12 protein-coding genes and 1 pseudogene are annotated in these 18,770 nt (G+C 62.2%); 7 read left to right on the plus strand and 6 right to left on the minus strand.

Annotated features, from left to right (window positions below; genetic code table 11):
• Nucleotides 1-94 precede the first annotated feature (94 nt).
• Genes HGP16_RS31160 through phnN form a run of 3 tightly spaced genes read left to right on the plus strand, consistent with a single transcriptional unit; the run spans nucleotide 95 to nucleotide 2,538 of the window.
• Nucleotides 95-781, plus strand: coding sequence for a DUF1045 domain-containing protein (locus HGP16_RS31160; protein ID WP_168843805.1), 687 nt, complete (start codon nucleotides 95-97; stop codon nucleotides 779-781).
• A gap of 15 nt (nucleotides 782-796) precedes the next feature.
• Nucleotides 797-1,936 (plus strand): alpha-D-ribose 1-methylphosphonate 5-triphosphate diphosphatase, encoded by a 1,140-nt coding sequence (locus HGP16_RS31165; protein ID WP_168843806.1) that lies wholly within the window; start codon nucleotides 797-799, stop codon nucleotides 1,934-1,936.
• The gene (phnN, locus tag HGP16_RS31170) at nucleotides 1,933-2,538 is read left to right on the plus strand and encodes a phosphonate metabolism protein/1,5-bisphosphokinase (PRPP-forming) PhnN (RefSeq protein ID WP_168843807.1); all 606 of its coding nucleotides are present in this window, start codon (nucleotides 1,933-1,935) and stop codon (nucleotides 2,536-2,538) included. Before HGP16_RS31165 ends, phnN begins: the two co-directional genes overlap by 4 nt.
• Before the next feature lie 211 nt (nucleotides 2,539-2,749).
• On the opposite strand, the gene polA is transcribed toward phnN, so the two are convergent.
• Nucleotides 2,750-5,752 carry a DNA polymerase I gene (gene polA, locus HGP16_RS31175; protein ID WP_168843808.1) on the minus strand — a complete coding sequence of 1,001 codons (3,003 nt, stop codon included), beginning with the start codon at nucleotides 5,750-5,752 and terminating at the stop codon, nucleotides 2,750-2,752.
• Between the two features lie 440 nt (nucleotides 5,753-6,192).
• On the opposite strand from polA, the gene HGP16_RS31180 reads away from it, so the two are divergent.
• Nucleotides 6,193-6,609: a MarR family winged helix-turn-helix transcriptional regulator gene (locus HGP16_RS31180; RefSeq protein ID WP_168843809.1), complete on the plus strand. Its 417-nt coding sequence runs from the start codon at nucleotides 6,193-6,195 to the stop codon at nucleotides 6,607-6,609.
• Between the two features lie 2 nt (nucleotides 6,610-6,611).
• Here HGP16_RS31180 and HGP16_RS31185 read toward each other — a convergent pair whose 3' ends face one another.
• Nucleotides 6,612-8,948: an EAL domain-containing protein gene (locus tag HGP16_RS31185; protein ID WP_168843810.1), complete on the minus strand. Its 2,337-nt coding sequence runs from the start codon at nucleotides 8,946-8,948 to the stop codon at nucleotides 6,612-6,614.
• Nucleotides 8,949-9,146: 198 nt separating this feature from the next.
• Here HGP16_RS31185 and HGP16_RS31190 point away from each other — a divergent pair, with 198 nt between their 5' ends.
• The 3 genes and pseudogenes from HGP16_RS31190 (at nucleotide 9,147) to HGP16_RS31200 (ending at nucleotide 13,374) form a co-directional block, all read left to right on the plus strand.
• Nucleotides 9,147-10,535, plus strand: coding sequence for a M20/M25/M40 family metallo-hydrolase (locus HGP16_RS31190; RefSeq protein WP_168843811.1), 1,389 nt, complete (start codon nucleotides 9,147-9,149; stop codon nucleotides 10,533-10,535).
• 132 nt (nucleotides 10,536-10,667) lie between these two features.
• On the plus strand, nucleotides 10,668-11,591 hold the full coding sequence (locus tag HGP16_RS31195; protein ID WP_168843812.1) for a nucleoside hydrolase: 924 nt from the start codon (nucleotides 10,668-10,670) through the stop codon (nucleotides 11,589-11,591).
• Nucleotides 11,588-13,374, plus strand: a pseudogene (locus tag HGP16_RS31200) (adenine deaminase). Before HGP16_RS31195 ends, HGP16_RS31200 begins: the two are co-directional and overlap by 4 nt.
• A gap of 55 nt (nucleotides 13,375-13,429) precedes the next feature.
• On the opposite strand, the gene HGP16_RS31205 reads toward HGP16_RS31200, so the two are convergent.
• From HGP16_RS31205 to HGP16_RS31220, 4 genes are all read right to left on the minus strand, one after another.
• Nucleotides 13,430-14,605, minus strand: coding sequence for a M20 aminoacylase family protein (locus HGP16_RS31205; protein WP_168843813.1), 1,176 nt, complete (start codon nucleotides 14,603-14,605; stop codon nucleotides 13,430-13,432).
• A gap of 81 nt (nucleotides 14,606-14,686) precedes the next feature.
• Nucleotides 14,687-15,748, minus strand: a complete 1,062-nt coding sequence (locus HGP16_RS31210; protein ID WP_168843814.1) for an ABC transporter ATP-binding protein — start codon at nucleotides 15,746-15,748, stop codon at nucleotides 14,687-14,689.
• Nucleotides 15,745-17,298 (minus strand): ABC transporter permease, encoded by a 1,554-nt coding sequence (locus HGP16_RS31215; RefSeq protein ID WP_205926755.1) that lies wholly within the window; start codon nucleotides 17,296-17,298, stop codon nucleotides 15,745-15,747. Before HGP16_RS31215 ends, HGP16_RS31210 begins: the two co-directional genes overlap by 4 nt.
• 209 nt (nucleotides 17,299-17,507) lie before the next feature.
• Nucleotides 17,508-18,524: an iron ABC transporter substrate-binding protein gene (locus HGP16_RS31220; RefSeq protein ID WP_168843816.1), complete on the minus strand. Its 1,017-nt coding sequence runs from the start codon at nucleotides 18,522-18,524 to the stop codon at nucleotides 17,508-17,510.
• Nucleotides 18,525-18,770: the final 246 nt, after the last annotated feature.

The following is an 18,770-nucleotide window of genomic DNA, read 5'->3' on the forward strand; positions in this document are numbered from 1 at the left end:
CGGATTCGTTTCGTTGCTGCCTTGCTGCTCTTGCGGTTTATCGCAAATCACCCAACAGTGTCTCGCGCAGCCGATTTTTCCAAGGAATGCAGCCTTGCGCTATGCTCTCTATTTCACGCCGCCCAAAGACGATCCGTTGACCTCGCTTGCCGCCCTCTGGCTGGGGCGCGACGCATTTTCCGACGAGATTTTTTCCGACAAGGCCATCGGCTCCGTGCCGGCGGATCATGCGGAACTGACGGCCGATCCGCGCCGCTATGGCTTCCATGCCACATTGAAGGCGCCCTTCGAGCTTGCCGGTTCGGTCACCGAGCGCGATCTTCTTGATGTCGCCGCCGAATTCGCCTCGCAGGCCAAGGCTTTCACCATTCCCGAACTGGTGCTTGGCCAGCTAGGGCATTTCTTCGCGCTCGTTCCGGGCTCGCTCTACCAGCCGCTGCAGGATTTCGCCTCGCGCGTGGTTAGGACTTTCGAGCCTTTCCGCGCACCGCTTTCGGATCATGATATTGCGCGGCGCAAGCCCGAGGGCCTGACCGAGCCGCAGCGTGCCAATCTGCTGCGTTGGGGCTATCCTTACGTCAACGACGAGTTCCGCTTCCATATGACCTTGACGGGGCGCGTCCCCGCCGAGCGCCAAGCCGAGATGCACGACGTCCTGCGCGAACGCTTCGCCGACCACACCGGCAAGCCGCTCGATGTTTCCGGCCTCGCCGTCTTCGTGGAAGAAGAGCGCGGTGCTCCCTTTATCGTCCGTTCCTGGCTGCCGCTTGCCAGCGCCTAATATGAAAGACCTGACATGACCAAAGAAACCGTCCTTTCCAACGCCCGCGTCGTCCTCGAAGACAGGATCGTCGAAGGTTCCGTGCTCATCCGTGACGGTCGCATTGCCGGCATTTCCGAAGGCAAATCCACCATCGGCGAGGATTTCGAGGGCGATTATCTGATCCCCGGTCTGGTCGAACTGCACACGGACCATCTGGAAGCCCATTACTCCCCGCGCCCAGGCGTGCGTTGGAACAAGACGGCGGCCATCCAAGCCCATGACGCCCAGATCGTTACCTCGGGCATTACGACCGTATTCGACTGCCTGCGCATGGGCTCGGACGCAGACGACGGATTCGAAAAGGGCGAAATGCGCGATATGGCCGACGCCATCCAGGCGGCCCAAGGCGAAGATCGCCTGCGCGCCGATCACCTGATCCACCTGCGCTGCGAAGTCTCTTCCGACAACGTCCTCGATCACTTCCAGGATTTCGAGAAGGATCCTTATGTGCGCCTGGTCTCGTTGATGGACCACGCGCCGGGACAGCGCCAGTTCCAGACCATGGACCAGTACATTTTCTACTATCAGAAGAAGCGCGGGCTCAGCGACGAAGCCTTTGCCAAGTTTGTCGCCAAACGCCAGGAAGAATCAGCCAAATACGCGAAGCCGAGCCGCGACGCGATTTCCAAGGTCTGCGCCGAACGCGGCATAACGGTCGCCAGCCATGACGATGCGACGCTCGCCCATGTCGACGAAGCCATCAACTACGGGGTTCGCCTGGCGGAGTTTCCGACCAGCATCGATGCAGCCAAGGCTTCCCACGGCGCCGGCATGAGCGTGCTGATGGGTGCCCCCAACATCGTGCGCGGCAAATCGCATTCGGGCAATATCGCCGCCCGTGATCTCGCCGAGCTCGGCGTGCTGGACGTGCTTTCCTCCGACTACGTGCCGCTCAGCCTGCTGCATGCGCCCTTCATCCTCGCGGACGAAGTCGAGGGCATTTCGTTGCCGCAGGCGATCGCCATGGTGACCGCAACGCCGGCAAGGACGGTCAGCCTCAACGACCGCGGCCGCATCGCTGAGGGCTTGCGCGCCGATCTCGTGCGCGTCCGCCGCGATCACGGCGTTCCGGTCACGCGATCGGTATGGCGAGAAGGACGCCGGGTCGCATGAGCCCGGAAGCCAACATCAAGCCAGCTAATAATGGCTTGTCGGATACCGCTGCGGGCACGCTGGCTGTCGTCGTCGGCCCGAGCGGCGCCGGCAAGGATACGCTGATGAATCTGGCTGCCCGGCATTTCGCCGGCCGGCCGGATGTCCACTTCGTTCGCCGCGTCATCACGCGCGACGGCGATGCCGGCAACGAGGATCATAGAAGCGTTTCGGAAGCAGATTTCGATGCCATGGAACAGGCCGGCGTCTTCGCCGTCTCTTGGGAAGCGCATGGCCTGAAATACGGCATTCCGGCCGAAGTCGCCGACGAACTTGCCCGCGGCAATCTCGTCATCGCCAATGGCTCGCGCTCGGCGCTGCATCATTTCCAGGCCGCATTTCCGCGGCTGAAGGTCATCAACATCACGGCGACGCGCGAAGTGCTGGCCGAGCGGCTGATGGCGCGCGGGCGCGAGAGCCGCGAAGATGTGTTGAAGCGTCTGGAGAGAAGCGCGCTGACCGTCCAGGGCAGCTATGATGTCGCCGATATCGACAATAGCGGCACGCTCGAAGAGGCCGAAGGCGTCATCATTTCGGTGCTCGAAGCGCTGATCGCAAGATAAAGACGGTTTGTGCCGCACCTGCAGAGACAAACTCACGGTGCAACGCCCCTCAACCTGCGCTTCGCGCGTCCTTTTCTCCAATGGAGAGAAGGTGGGGATTTGCCGCACGCCCCCGTTTTTCCTTCTCCCCTCGGGGAGAAGGTGGCCCGAAAGGTCGGATGAGGGGGTGCCCCACTATGAGGGCTGGCCTCCTCACTCTACCCGGACTACCTCAGTGCGCCTCATCCCAATTGTGGGCAGCGCGCGCGTCGACTTTCAGCGGCACCGCCATGTCGACCGCCGGCATGGCGGCATTTTCCATGACCGAGACGATGATTGGCGTTGTCCGCTCGACATCGGCATCCTCGACTTCGAAAATCAGTTCGTCATGCACCTGCAAGAGCATGCGCACGCGATCGCCAAGTCCAGCGGCGGCCAGCGCCGGTTCCATCTTGATCATGGCGCGGCGGATGACATCGGCGGCCGATCCCTGGATTGGCGCATTGATCGAGGCGCGCTCGTTGAAGGCACGGACGGAGGGATTGGAGGAACGGATTTCCGGAAAATGGATGCGGCGACCGAAGATGGTCTCGACATAGCCCTTATCGCGCGCTGCCTGCTTGGCGCCTTCCATGTAATCGCGGATGCCGGGGAAGCGCTCGAAATACTTCTTGATGTAATCGCCTGCTTCCGATCGCTCGATGGAGAGCTGGTTGGCGAGGCCGAAGGCGGAGATGCCGTAGATGATACCGAAGTTGATCGCCTTGGCGCGGCGGCGCACCTCGCTAGGCATGCCATCTACCGGCACGCCGAACATTTCGGATGCGGTCATCGCGTGAATATCGATGCTATCTTCGAAGGCCTGCTTGAGCTGCGGGATATCGGCGACATGCGCCAGCACGCGCAGTTCGATCTGGCTGTAATCAGCTGAGACGAGCTTGTGGCCCGGCGTCGAAATGAAGGCGGTGCGGATCTTGCGGCCTTCCGCTGTGCGCACCGGGATATTCTGCAGGTTCGGCTCGGAGGACGACAGGCGTCCCGTTGTGGTCGAGGCCAGCGAATAGGAGGTGTGAACGCGCTTTGTCTCAGGATGGACGTAGCTCGGCAGGGCATCCGTATAGGTGGATTTCAGCTTGGTGAGCTGTCGCCAGTCGACGATCTTGCGCGGCAGTTCGAAGCCGGCGGCCGCCAGATCCTCCAGCACCTGCGCCGAGGTCGACCATTGCCCGGTCTTGGTCTTGCTACCGCCTGATAATCCCATCTTGCCGAAGAGGATATCGCCGAGCTGTTTCGGTGAGCCGATGTTGAAGCGTTCGCCGGCCAGCGTATAAATCTCGTCTTCCAGCCGAGCGGCGCCCTGCGCCAGCTCACCGGAAAGGCGAGAGAGGATCTGCCGGTCGATCGTGATGCCGCGCTCCTCCATATGGGCAAGCACCGGCACCAGAGGCCGTTCCAACCGCTCGTAGACGACTGAGAGTTTTTCTGCCGCAAGTCGTGGTTTCAGCACCAGCCAGAGACGCAGCGTGACATCCGCATCTTCGGCGGCATAGGCGGTGGCGCGGTCGATATCGACGAGATCGAAGGTGACGTTGGATTTGCCGCTGCCGGCCACATCCTTGTAGGCGATCGGCTTGTGGCCGAGCCAGCGCTCGGAGAGACTGTCCATGCCGTGCGTGGCGTTGGAGCCGCCATCGAGCACATAGGACAGGAGCATCGTGTCATCGAACGAGCGCGTCTCGATGCCATAGCGCTTCATCAGCAGATAGTCGTATTTGAGGTTCTGCGCAATCTTCAGGATGGAGGCATCCTCGAGCAGATCCTTCAGGCGAGCCAGCGCATCGCGAAGCGGAATCTGGTTGTCCGCCAGTCCGCCGCCGAGCAGATCGCCGACCCCGGTCTTGTGGCTGAGGGGGACATAGGCCGCGCGAATGGTAGCGCCGGTGGGATCGTTGCGGTTGTCCGCGATCGCCAGCGAAAAGCCGACGATTTCCGCCTGCATGACATCGAGCGACGTCGTCTCGGTATCGAAGGCGACGATGCCGGTCTCGCGCGCATCGGCGATCCATTGATCGAGGACGGCGATATCGCGAATAGTCACATATTTCGAATGATCGAACGGCGCGTTCGCGAAACTCGCCGCGCGGGCCTTGGCAAGGTCTTCGGGTTCAGCCGTGCTTTCGGATGCCAGCCGCGCCTTGGCGGATGGCGCCGGGACGGTGGCGCCTTCGGCCTCGACCGTGCTGCCGGCGACAAGGTCGACATTCTCGCCGACATCGAGATCGGGGCCATGGGCGGCTTCGCCCCATTCGATCTTGACGACGGACGGCTCGATCACTGCTGCATCGCAGTCGCAGGCCTCCGCCACGCGCCGCGTCAGCGTGGTGAATTCCATGGTCTTCAGGAAGCCGATCAGCTTCGGGCCGTCCTGGGGTTCCAGCATCAGGGTATCAAGCGACAATTCCAGCGGCACATCGGTTCTAAGCGTCACCAGCTGGCGGGAAATGCGGGCAAGCTCGGCATTGGCGATGATGTTTTCACGGCGCTTCTGCTGCTTGATCTCGCCGGCGCGGGCGAGCAGCGTGTCAAGATCGCCAAACTCCTCCAGAAGCTGCGCTGCCGTCTTCGGGCCGATGCCGGGAATGCCGGGGACATTATCGACGGAGTCGCCGGTCATCGCCTGCAGGTCGATCATCTTGTCCGGCGGCACGCCCCATTTCTCGACGACATCGGGAATGCCGATCTGCTTGTCCTTCATGCTGTCATACATGTGGACCATGGGCGTGACGAGCTGCATCAGGTCCTTGTCGGACGAGATGATCGTCACGTCGGCGCCGGTCGCCTCGGCCTGACGGGCATAGGTGGCAATGATATCGTCCGCCTCGAAGCCGTCGGTCTCGATGCAGGGCAGGTTGAAGGCGCGGGTCGCCTCGCGGATAAGGCCGAATTGCGGGATCAGCTCCTCCGGCGGCGCCGAGCGATTGGCCTTGTATTCGGGGAAGATATCCTTGCGGAAGGTCTTCGACGAGTAGTCGAAGATCACGGCGAAATGCGTCGGCGTTACACCCACGGAGGTATCGCGCGCCGAGGTCAGCAGCTTCCACAACATATTGCAGAAACCGGAGACGGCGCCGACGGGCAATCCGTCGGACTTTCGCGTCAGCGGCGGCAGGGCATGAAAGGCCCGGAAAATGAAACCGGAGCCGTCGACGAGGAAAAGATGATCACCTTTTTTCATGGAAGCATGGATAGCGTGGCGCACTTCCAACGTCCATATAAACTTCTGCTTTTGCAGTCTGTGGAAAGAGCGAAATCTCTCACTGAAACGTTACTAAATTTTAATCAATCTAATCTGCGTATTCCCTTGAAAAACCACATTCGCAACCTCAAATCATGTTCACCGGCGATTGATTTGCCGAGGGTCTGACAACCGGCCTGTCCCCCGCCATGTCAGACTTGGACAAAGGCCTATCCCCTCTCCGGGCCTTTGTCCCCCCTTTTTACGAGCCGCCATGGCGAACCTCCAGGCCATGGCGGCTTTTTCATGCAAAAAAAATACAACCTCAGGACGTGAAAAAATGCCTGAAGTTGCTGATTTTCGAGCACCTCTACCCAAGAAATTGCCGATTGTCTTGGTTCTGAATTGTCGGCATATTTGCAATCATGGGATTTAATCGGATGGACTCCGCCGCCTACCTTGCCAGTCAGATGGCAAAGGGATTTGCTCGCTCGTTACACCAACGCGCGGCGAAACTCGGCTTTTCCCCCGGTCAGTTTCCGATCCTGCTGGAATTGTGGTCCGAAAACGGGCTCACGCAGAAACAATTGCTGGAACGGGTCGATATCGAGCAGGCGACGATGGCCAATACCCTATCGCGCATGGAGCGCGATGGGCTGGTGGAGCGCCGCCCGCATCCCTCGGACAAGCGAGCACAACTGATTTTCCTGACAAGCCGGGCGGCCGCGATGGAGGGAGAGGCGATCGAGGCCGCGATGGAAGCGGATACGGAGCTCCTGAAAGATTTTCGCCATTTCGAGCGCGAGCTTCTGCTGGAATATATCCGGCGCGTCCTGGACAACGCCAGGCAGCTTTAGGACTACCCGACCGCCTTATCCAGGATGGGATGGGGCTGGCTGGGCGCGACATCCGGCTTGCCGAAGAATATCCCTTGAAGCTGCGCGCAACCTTCCTCGATGACGATTCGGCGCTGGGTTTCCGTTTCCACGCCTTCCGTCACGACGGGCATGTTCAGGCTATGTCCAAGGCCGATGATCGCACGGACGATCGAACGTGCCGCGGGATCGTGTTCGAGGGCACCGGTGAAGCTGCGATCGACCTTGATCTTATCGAAGGGGAAGGCGCGCAGGTTGCTGAGCGAGGAAAAGCCGGTGCCGAAATCATCCATGACGACGCGGATGCCGAGACGGTGCAGCCGCTGCAATGTCGCGATGACGGACGTGCGGTCGCGCATCAGGGCCGCCTCGGTGATCTCCAGCTCGAGCCGCCGCGGCTCAAGCCCGGTTTTGCGCAGAATCCGTTCGATCTGGTCATAGAGGGTGGGGATCATGAATTGCAGCGGCGAGAGGTTGACGGCGATAGTCGCGGGCTCGCTCCAGCGCGTCGCCTCCTGGCATGCCTGCTGCAGCACCCATTCACCGATCGACACGATCGAACCGCTCTCCTCGGCGATGGGAATGAAGGTCTCCGGATCGATCACGCCACGGTCCGGGTGCGCCCAGCGCAACAGCGCCTCGTAGCCGCTGACGCTGTCGCTGCCGACATCGTAGATCGGCTGGTATTCCAGAAAGAGCTGCCTGCGAAGAATGGCCTGGCGCAGATCGTTCTCCAGCTGGCGGCGCGTGCGCACGGCCTTGTCCATTTCGGCATCGAAGAAACAGGCGTGGCCCCGGCCGGCGCGCTTGGCACGATAAAGCGCCGTATCCGCGTTGGCATACAGCTGCTCGGCGCTGGCGCCGTCGCGCGGATAGATGGCGATGCCGAGACTGACGCCGACGGCCGTCGGGTCGCGCGCCGTATCCATCTCCATGGCGAATTCGGCAAGAATGCGCTCGGCAAGACGAGTGGCGCCCACGGGCTGCTGCCGCTTCGGCTGGATGATGGCGAATTCGTCGCCGCCAAGCCTCGCCACCGTATCGCCCTCTTCGATGATGCGTTGCAGGATGCCGGCGACCTTGCAAAGGATACGATCTCCTTCGGCATGGCCGAAGACATCGTTGATCGCCTTGAAGCGATCCAGGTCCAGGCAGAAGATGGCGACTTCGCCGCCTTTGCGATTGGCCATCTGCAGCGCCTGGCGCATGCGCAGGTCGAACAGCGAGCGATTGGGCAGGTCCGTCAGGATATCGTGATGGGCCAGGTGCTCGATCATCTGCTGCGCCTGACGCCGTTCCGTCAGGTCGCGCACGACCAGCACGCTGCATTCATGGCCACGATAGGTGATGGAACGCCGCACTGTTTCGACGGGAATCGATTTGCCACCGCAGCCCGAAAGCGTGGTCTCGAGCGGAATGGCGGCTTCGGCATGAGCCTCCATGTCGAGCGTTAGGAAGGCTTCGGGCGCCAGGCCGGTCACTTGCTGGGCTGACCATCCGGAAATGGTAAAGAAGCGCTCGTTCGCATCGATAATTCTGCCGTCGCGGACAATGAGCAATCCCTCGAGCGAAGCGTTGGCGAAACCACGGAGATCGGTCAGATGACGATCGATGAAGATCGCGCCGAGAGCGATGAGAATGAGGCCCATCGCGGCAGCCATGACGATGCCGGCAAGGATACTTCGATCGATAGAGACGGCGGTGGCGGCCATATTCGCTTCGGGGGTCAGCGTCACACCGCTCATCGCAGTGAAATGCAGCGAGCAAATTGCGAGCAGCAGGAGCAAAGCGCCGGCAATGATGCGCCTGACGCCATGAAGGCTGCGAAATGCAAGGAAGGCCAGCGACGAGAAAACGGCGCCGACTACAATGGAGATGACGACGCGCTGCAAGTCATAGGAAAGCTGTGCCGAGGCCTCTATGGCCTGCATGCCGCTGAAGTGCATGGCGCCAATTCCAAATGCCATCAAGAAACCACCGACGGCAAAGGAAACGCCGTTATCCCACTCGAAGGCAATGGCGATGGCAAGCCAGGAACCAATGATGGCAAGAACCACTGAAAGCACGGTCAGCGAAAGATCGTAGTAGATGGGAAGGCTGCTCTGATAGGCGAGCACGGCGATGAAATGCGTTGCCCATATGCCGACGCCGCTGGCAAAGGCTGCAGCAACAATCCAATAGCGACGATGATGCGACTGGCATTCCTGCGCGCGAGAGAACAGAAGCATGGTGGCAAGGCTGCCGATGAGGCAAATGATCGCCGCAACGAGAATAAGCCTGAAGTCATGATCGTCACGAATGCATGCAATCACTGAAAACATTACACGCCTCCAGAATACTCTTCTGGATTGACGTTATTTCCAATACTCTAAAAAACTTGTAAATTACATACGCAACTAATCACATAAAAGCGAACCCGACCCAAAGCGGCAAGCTACGGTAAATTTTCAGTTTTAACGCCTCGAAACCGATCGGGCTTTGGTCTATCGTCCCTCCAAATCTCATGTAAGGAGTCGGATATGACCGATCTATCGCCCGTTCTCGATCGAGCCGATCAGAACCTCCCCTCCAGCCTGGACAATCTCTTCGAGCTGCTGCGCATCAAGTCCATTTCGACGGATCCGGACTACAAGGTAGAGTGCCGCAAGGCGGCGGAATGGCTGGTCGCCTATCTGAACTCGCTAGGCTTTACGGCCTCCGTGCGCGACACGCCCGGACATCCGATGGTGGTCGCCCATCACGATGCCGGCGGCGCCGATGCACCGCATGTGCTCTTCTACGGTCACTACGACGTGCAGCCGGTCGATCCGATCGAGCTCTGGGACAGCGATCCCTTTGCGCCTGAGATCAAGGACATGGGCAATGGCCGCAAGATCCTGACTGGGCGCGGCACGTCCGACGACAAGGGTCAGCTGATGACCTTCGTCGAGGCGGTGCGCGCCTATAAGGAAACCAGGGGTACGCTTCCTGTGCGCATCACCATCCTGTTCGAAGGCGAGGAGGAATCCGGTTCGCCCTCGCTCAAGCCTTTCCTCGAAGCCAACGCCGCCGAGCTGAAGGCGGATTTCGCCCTCGTCTGCGATACCGGCATGTGGGACGGCGAAACGCCGGCGATCTCCGCCGGCCTGCGCGGACTGGTGGGCGAGGAGATCATCATCACCGCGGCCGACCGCGACCTGCATTCGGGTGTCTTCGGCGGTGCTGCCGCCAATCCGATCCATATCCTGACCGATATTCTCGCCGGCCTGCATGACGAGACCGGCGGCGTGACGCTTTCCGGCTTCTATGACGGCGTCGAAGAAACGCCCGCCAATATCAAGGCCTCCTGGGAAAAGCTCGGGCTGACAGCCGAAAAATTCCTAGGCGAAGTGGGCCTGTCGATCCCGTCGGGCGAAAAGGGCCGTTCCGTGATGGAGCTCACCTGGGCGCGGCCGACGGCCGAAGTGAACGGAATTACCGGCGGCTATACCGGCGCCGGCTTCAAGACCGTGATCGCGGCCAAGGCATCGGCGAAGGTTTCCTTCCGTCTCGTCGGCCAGCAGAACCCGGCGGCGATCCGTGAGAGCTTCCGCGCCTATGTGCGCTCGAAGATCCCGGCGGACTGCTCGGTGGAATTCCATGAACACGGTGGCTCGCCGGCCATCCAGCTCGCCTATGATTCGCCGGCCCTGACCAAGGCGAAGACGGCGCTGTCCAGCGAATGGCCGAAGCCCGCCATCGTCATCGGCATGGGCGGCTCGATCCCGATCGTTGGCGATTTCCAGAAGATGCTCGGCATGGAATCGCTGCTGATCGGCTTCGGACTTTCCGACGACCGCATTCATTCGCCGAACGAGAAATACGAGCTGCGGTCCTATCACAAGGGCATCCGCTCCTGGATCCGCGTCCTCGACGCGCTCGCCGGATAAGCGATTTGCGGGACGCGCCGGTTTCTCCGTGCGTCCCGTATTGTTCCCACCTTGACGGCACGGCATGCCGTCATCCGGACAGAGCGGTCATCCTGCCCCGGTGTCATTTGGCCGAAATCGATGAGATAGGACATGGGAATCTGGATCGATACCGATATGGGGTTCGATGATATCGCCGCCATCCTGGTGGTCGCGCATTCGGATCTCGTCATCGACGGCGTTTCGCTTGTCAGCGGCAACGCGCCCCTGTCCCATGTCCAGGCCAATGCGGCGAGCGCGGCCGCCGCCTTCGGCTGGACGTTCCCGATCCATACCGGCCGTAAGCTGCCCGTCCTATGCAAGCTGGAAACGGCGCAGAGCATTCTCGGCCAGACCGGCATTCCCACGACAGGCCGAAGCCTGCCGCCGGCCGATCCGTTGCCGGCAAGCGATGCCTTTAGCGCACTCTGCGACTGGCTTTCCGACGGCAACGGGCCGAAGCGCATTCTGGCGCTCGGGCCGCTGACCAACATCGCCGCCATAGCACTGGCACGACCGGATTTCGCCGCCCGCATCGACGAACTGACGTGGATGGGCGGCGGCGTCACCTCGGGCAATCACACGGCATCGGCGGAATTCAACGCCTATGCCGATCCGGAGGCGCTCGCGATCGTACTCGCACACGGCCTGCCATTGCGCATGATCGATCTCGATATCTGCCGCAAGGTGCTGGCCTCACCCGCGGATGTCGCCCGCATCCGCGAGATCGCTGGCGCGAAGGCGCAGCTGCTCGGCGATCTGCTGGAGGGCTATGTCAACATCGCCATCAGCCGCGGCAGGCCGGCCATGGCAATCTACGATCCTACGGCGGCCGCCATTTTCGTGGAGCCGGGGATAGCGACGCTTCGGCATGCCCGGATCGACGCGGAATTGTACGGGCAGCATACGCGCGGGCGCACCATCGTCGAAACACGCGCCTCGCATGCTGAGTTCAACGCCCATTTCGCCACCGAAATCGATGCGGAGAACGCCCGCCGGATCATATTCGACGCGCTGCTTCGGGAGGCCGGCCGATGAACCGGGAAGGCGGCGAACCGGCAGACCTAAATGTTCCCGAGCTGCGTTTACGCGCAGTTGCCGCCGCACGCGGCGATCAACCATTCGATCTGCTAATTGCCGGCGGCCGCCTTGTCGACATGGTGACCGGGCAGATCCGCGCCGCTGATATCGGCATCGTCGGCCCGCTGATCGCAAGCGTACATGCGCCCGGCAGCCGCACCGATGCGAGGCAGACGATCGATGCCGAGGGCTGCTTTCTTTCTCCCGGCCTGATCGACACGCATATGCATATCGAAAGCTCGATGGTGACGCCGGCGACCTATGCCGAGGCCGTTCTGCCGCGTGGAGTGACGACCATCGTCTGGGATCCGCATGAATTCGGCAACGTCCACGGTCTCGATGGCGTGCGCTGGGCGATCGAAGCGACGCGGCAACTGCCGCTGCGGGTGATACCGCTGGCGCCATCCTGCGTGCCTTCCGCACCGGGGCTGGAACTGGCCGGCGCCGATTTCGGTGCGGCTGCGATGGCTGAGATGCTGGCATGGTCTGATATCGGCGGTGTGGCCGAGGTCATGACCATGCGCGGTGTCATCGACGGCGATCCGCGCGCCACCGCTATTGTCAATGCCGGATTGCTTTCGGGCAAGACCGTCTGCGGCCATGCCCGCGGTCTCGAGGGCGCCGATCTCAATGCCTTCATGGCTGCCGGTATCTCCTCCGACCACGAACTGACCTCCGGCACCGATCTGCTGGCCAAGCTTTTGGCGGGCCTCGCCATCGAGCTGCGCGGTTCGCACGATCATCTGCTGCCGCAATTCGTCGACGTCATTAACGATCTCGGCTTTCTGCCGCAGACCGTGACGCTTTGTACCGATGACGTCTTTCCCGACGAGCTGCAAGAGGGCGGCGGCCTTGACGATGTGGTGCGCCGCCTCGTCGGCTATGGCCTCAAGCCCGAATGGGCCTTGCGAGCGGCAACGCTGAATGCCGCCATGCGGCTAGGACGCAGCGATCTGGGCCTGATCGCGGCCGGACGGCGCGCCGACATCGTGCTCTTCGAAGATCTGCAGGGGTTCAAGGCGCGGCATGTGATCGTCAATGGCGTCGTGGTTGCCGGGGCCGGCCGAATGATCGGTCTGATCGAGCAAGCCGATGCCGCGCTGCTGCGCAATTCGGTCAAGCTGACATTGTTCGGCGAAGATGATTTCCGTGTGGCGGCAACCGGCAACCGCGTGCGGCTTGCGACCATCGATCAGCCGCGCTTCACGCAATGGGGTGAAATGCAGGCCGATGTAGGACACGGCTTCGTCGTGCCGCCAGCGGAAACGGCGATGATCGCCGTCGTCCATCGTCATGGCAAGGCAGACGGCCGGCCGCGCGTCGGCTTCCTCACGGGCTGGGGCGAGTGGCGCGGCGCCTTCTGCACGACGGTTTCGCAGACAGCCACAATCTGACGGTTTTCGGCGGAAATGCGGGAGATATGGCGATTGCCGCCAACGCCGTCATCGCGGCCGGCGGCGGACTTGCGGTCGCACGCAACGGCAGGATCGAGGCGCTGCTGCCGCTGCCGCTCTCCGGGCTGGTCAGCGACGCGCCGCTTGCGGAAACAGCCAACGCCTTCCGCGCCGTCCGCGAGGCAATCGACGCTATCGTCGACTGGAACCCGCCTTACCTCGTCTTCAAGGCCTGCTTCGGCGCAACGCTTGCCTGCAATGCCGGACCGCACCAGACGGATCGCGGCATTGCCGATGTGGCGGCAGGACTGGTGTTGGAAACGCCGGTGCTTGGGGAGGTTGTCTAGGTTCTTCGCATGATATCAGCTGTGCGTTCGTGGCCGCAGCCTATTGAAGGGCCGCTTACCCCTCCTCCCCCAGCTCCTGTTCCACCAGCGTCGTCCAGAAGGCGACGCCCGAGGCGATGGCATCGTCGTTGAAATCATAGCCGGTGTTATGGTGCAAAGCGCCGTCGACCGCTGGGCCGTTGCCGAGCCAGACGTAGCAGCCGGGTGCCTTCTGGCCGAAAAACGCGAAATCGTCGCCGGCGGTCGATGGTGGGAAGCGCGTCAGCACTTTGTCGCCGAAGACCGTTGCCGCAGCCTTCAGCGCACGCGCCGTGGCATCGGCATCATTGACGACGGGCGGAATGCGGCGCTCGAACCGAAAGTCGACGCCGATCCCATACATGGCCGCCGTGCCGTGCGCCAGGCGGCCGATTTCCTCCTCGAGCTGATCGCGAACCTCGGGCGTATAGGCGCGCGCCGTACCGCCGATCTCGACGGTGTCGGGAATGACGTTCAGCGCCTTGGGGTCGCCCGCCTGCAGCGAGCAGGCGCTTACGACGGCCGGCTGCAGCGGATCGACCACGCGCCCGACGATGGTCTGCAGCGAAGACAGGAATGTCGCCGCCGCCGTAATCGGGTCCTTGCCGAGATGCGGCTTGGCGCCGTGGGTGCCGGTGCCGCGGAAAGTGATGCGCCAGCTGTCGGACGAGGCGAGCTGCGGCCCCTCGACGACGGCCATCTCATCGACGTCGAGACCGGGCATATTATGCAGCCCATAGACGGCATCGCAGGGAAACAGATCGAAAAGGCCATCGTCCGCCATGCGCTTGGCGCCGCCTCGGCCTTCCTCGGCCGGCTGGAAGATGAAATGCACCGTGCCGGAAAAGCCTCGCTTGGCGGCGAGATGACGGGCCGCGCCGATCAGCATGGCCGTATGGCCGTCATGGCCGCAGGCATGCATCTTGCCGGGAATGGTGGATTTGTAGGGCCGATTGGCCTTCTCCGGCATGGCAAGCGCATCCATGTCGGCGCGAAGTCCGATGCGGCGCGTGCCGTTGCCGCCCTGCAGCGTGCCGACGACGCCGGTCTTGCCGAGGCCGCGATGCACCGTCAGCCCAGCCTCCTCCAGCAAGGTTGCGACGATGCCGCTGGTGCGCTCTTCCTCGAAGCCGAGCTCGGGGTGGGCATGAAGATTATGGCGAAGCGAGGTGAGGAAAGGCAGATCCTCGGCGATTTCATCGGGAAAGGGCATGGGGAATTCCTTCGGCATGGGGCACGATGACGGCGTGCCCTATCTTCCCCAAAGCATCACCTGCTTCAACCCAAATGACGCTCAGGCGCCGAGCTTGTTGAAGACATGTGCCTTTCCGATGACGGTCACCGAAACCATGCTGCCGATCTCGGGCAAGCCGACACCGGAGCTTTTGATGTTCAATGTCTCCGAACCGTTGGCATCGGACAAGACGACCGTCACCGCGCAGACGGCACCGCCGAATTCGACTTCAGTCACCTTGCCGATGCAAGCCGCACTCGCACCGGCATCCTCGAGAGCGGTCAGGCGCAATTGCTCGGGCCGCAGCATGATGTCTGTGCGCTCCTGTCGGCTTTCGGCGTCGACCGGAATGTGCCCGAGGACACATTTGGCCGATCCGTTGCCGACATCGGCCGGCAGCACGAGGGCGTCGCCGAGGAAGAGCGCGGTCTCGCGATCCCTAGGGTTGAGGTAGAGGGCTTGCGGCGTTCCCGCCTGTATGAGCCTGCCCTCGCGCAGGACGGCGACCTGATCCGCGAAGGAGAGTGCCTCCGCCTGATCATGCGTCACCAGAACCGCGGTGATGCCGGCAATCTGCAGCACGCGGGCGACCGCCTTTCGCATGTTCTCGCGCAGACCTGTATCGAGAGCGGAAAAAGGCTCGTCGAGCAGCATCAGCTTCGGCTTGCGGCCGAGGGCCCGCGCAAGCGCGACACGCTGCTGCTGACCGCCCGAAAGCTGATGCGGGCGCCGATCGAGCATGCTGCGATCGAGTTCGACCATATCGATGAGGGCGTTGATGCGCTGGTCGCGGTCCCGCGCGCCGCGCTCCATGCCGAAGCCGATATTTTCCGATACGCTCAGATGTGGAAACAGGGCGCCATCCTGCGAGACGATGCCGATGCCGCGGCGATGCGCGGGCACGATCGCCTCTCCGTCGGCGAGAGTCTCGCCCTCCAGCATCACCTGTCCCGCATCGGGGACCTCGAAACCGGCGATGATGCGCAGCAGCGTCGTCTTGCCCGAACCGGACGGGCCGACGATCGCCGTGCGGCTGCCGGCGGCGACCGTGAGGTCGATATGGTCAAGCGCATGCACGGGGCCGTAGCGCTTGCTGATATTCTTGATCGCCAGAAAGGTCATTGTCCGGCCGTTCGCTTGGATTGCACGTAAAGAAGAAGGGTGAGCGGCAGCGACAGCACGACCATCATGAAGGCGTAGGGTGCCGCCGAAACATAATCGATCTCGCTGGTCAGCGACCAGAATTTGGTTGCCAGTGTTTCCGTGCCGTTAGGAGAGAGCATGAGCGTTGCCGTCAGCTCATTGGTGATGCCGAGCGCGACAAGCGCGACGCTGGCGGCAAAGCCGGGAGCGGCAAGCCGCATGGTGATCTGCCGCACGGCCTGCGCCGGCGTGCGGCCGAGCGCCATGGCGGCGCGCTCGAGCTCGACGGGCGCCTGGGCGATGCTGGCGCGCAGGCCGACCATGGCGCGCGGCAAGAACAGCAGGACATAGGCGAGCAGTAGGGTCGCAAAGGTCTGATAGAGCGGCAGGACCAGCCGGACGGTGATGGATACCAGGGCGAGCGCGACGACGACGCCCGGCAGCGAACCGACATAATAATGGCAGGCTTCGAGAATGCGCTGCAGCCGCCCCGGCGCGCGCACCGACAGCCAGGCCATGGGGGTCGCGGCAATGGTGGCGAGGAGGCCGCCGGCGATGGCCAGAACAATAGTCTGCAGCAGAGCGGAGCCGACCGTATCGATCCGCCAGATATCCATGCCGCCAAGATAAAGCCAGCGTGCCAGGGTTACGAAAGGAATGCCGAGCGTCAAGGCGGCCGTCACGACGGGCAGCGCGATGGCTGGGCCGACAAACCAGCCGAGGCGACGCCGATCGGTGGGGCGGGCGGCACCCGAACCGATGCGGGCATAACGCTCGTTGCCGCGCACCAGCACCTCGATGCCGAGCAGCAGCAGGCAGCAGAAGACGAGGACGCCGCCGAGCATGTTGGCGGCCGGGCTGTTATAGGCCGACTGGAACTGATCGACGATGGCGGTGGAGAAGGTGTCGAAGCGGATCATCACGTAGAGACCGTATTCGGCCAGGAGATGCAGGCCGATCAGCAGCGAGCCGCCACAGATGGCGAGGCGAAGCTGCGGCAGGATTGCCCTGAAGAAGACGCGCCAGGGGCCGAGGCCGAGCGAGGCCGCCGCATCCTCGATCGCCGGATCGAGCCGGCGCAGGGCGGCCGCGACGGGCAGATAGAGAAAGGGATAGTAGGCGAGCACCGATACCAGCACACCGCTCCAGAGCCCGCGCATGCCGGGCACGAGGCTGACCCACGCATAGCTGTGCACGAAGGCGGGCACGGCAAGCGGCGCTGCGGAGAGCCAGGACCAGAGGCGGGCACCGGGAATATCGGTGCGCTCCGTCAGCCAGGCAAGCGTGACGGCCAGCAGGATACACAGCGGAATGGTGCAGATTTCGAGCATGACGGTGTTGACGAGCAGCTCGCCGACGCGATTGCGGAAGATCAGGGCGACGACGGAGGCCCAGCCGGTATCGATCGTAATCCAGACGATGAAGCCGAGCGGTACCAGGCTCAGAAGCGCAACGATGGAAGCAAGGGCGACGACGGAGGCATGCCGAACGCGGCCGCGGGGAGCAGCCGTCAACTGGGGCATTCGCATGGCGGCAGGCTCGCCGGCATATGTGTTCTTCTGCAGCAAATCCGAGCTGCCTTTCACGCCCTGAAATAGGAAGGCAACCGCCGCTGACGGCGATTGCCCGATCGATTGGCCTTAAAGCCATCCGTATGCCCCTAGCAGGGCATGCGGATGGGATGCAAGAGCGGAGCCCGTCCGAAATCGCGAAACGCGTTGCGGCAAGGGCTCTCGCCTTAGATGAGCCCTGCTTCCGTCATCAGGTCGGTGACCTTCTTACTGTTCAGCTTCGAAGGCTCGACCTTCGGTGCCTGCAGGTCCGCTAGCGGCACCAGCTTCGGGTTGGAAGCAGCGCCATTGCCGACGGCATATTCATAGGAGTCACCGTCGCGCAGCACGACCTGGCCGCCCTTGCCGGTGATCCACTTCAGGAATGCCTGCGCTTCCTTCTGATGCTGGCTGGATGCCAGCACGCCGCCGCCGGAGATGCTGACGAAAGCGCCCGGATCCTGGTTCTTGAAGTAATGCAGGGCAACGTTCTTGCTGTTTTCGCCGGTTTTGGCCTGATCGCCGAACCAGTAATAGTGATAGATCACCGCGCCTTCGATTTCGCCGGCATTGACGGCCTTCATGGCAACGCTGTTGCCCTTGTAGGGGCTGGCATTTTCCTTCATCGCCTTCAGCCAGGCGCGGGTGGCGTCCTCGCCCTTCAGCTCAAGGAAGGCACTGACGATCGCCTGGAAGTCGGCGCCGGCAGGCGAAGCGCCCCAACGGCCCTTCCACTTGGGATCGGCCAGATCGAGCATCGACTTCGGCAGATCGGCTTCCTTCAGCTTGGTCTTGTCATAGGCGAAGACGGTGGAACGGGCGGCAACGCCGACCCAGTTGCCATCGGCGGCCTTGAAGGTTTCCGGCACCTGCGCCAGCGTTTCGGCGTCGACCGGAGCAAAAAGCTTGTTGGCGTCGACCAGCGCCATGCCCGGGGAATTTTCCGTCAGATAGACGTCGGCGGGAGAGGCAGCACCTTCCTGAACGATCTGGTTGGCGAACTGCATGTCGCTACCGTTGCGGATCGTGACCTTGATGCCGGTTTCCTTAGTGAAGCCATCCGCCCATGCCTGCGTCAGCGCTTCGTGCTGGGCGTTGTAGACAACGATGCCTTCGGACTCCGCGGCACTCGCCATCATCGGAGCAGCGGCAAGGCCCGCGGCAAGCGCCAGCGCGCCGGTGAGATGAGAAAAGGAAAAAGTCATTAAGTCCTCTCGCTTGAAAAGCGCCGCCCCCGGCAGCGATGCGATAGCCTATATTTTTCCTGACCGTTTTTTTCAAGTTTACGATCGCTCCTGCTTATCACAAAAGTTTGAGAATAGAGTCAAGATTTCGCCGCGATCTCTGCAAGGTCGAGCAGGCGCGAGCGGCATATGTGAGAGATAACCGCCTCCCGAACGAAAAAAGCCGCGGCACATGCATGCCGCGGCTCCTTTTTTTCAATTCGAAAA

It is taken from the genome of Rhizobium sp. P40RR-XXII (assembly GCF_012641405.1).
Lineage (GTDB): Bacteria > Pseudomonadota > Alphaproteobacteria > Rhizobiales > Rhizobiaceae > Rhizobium.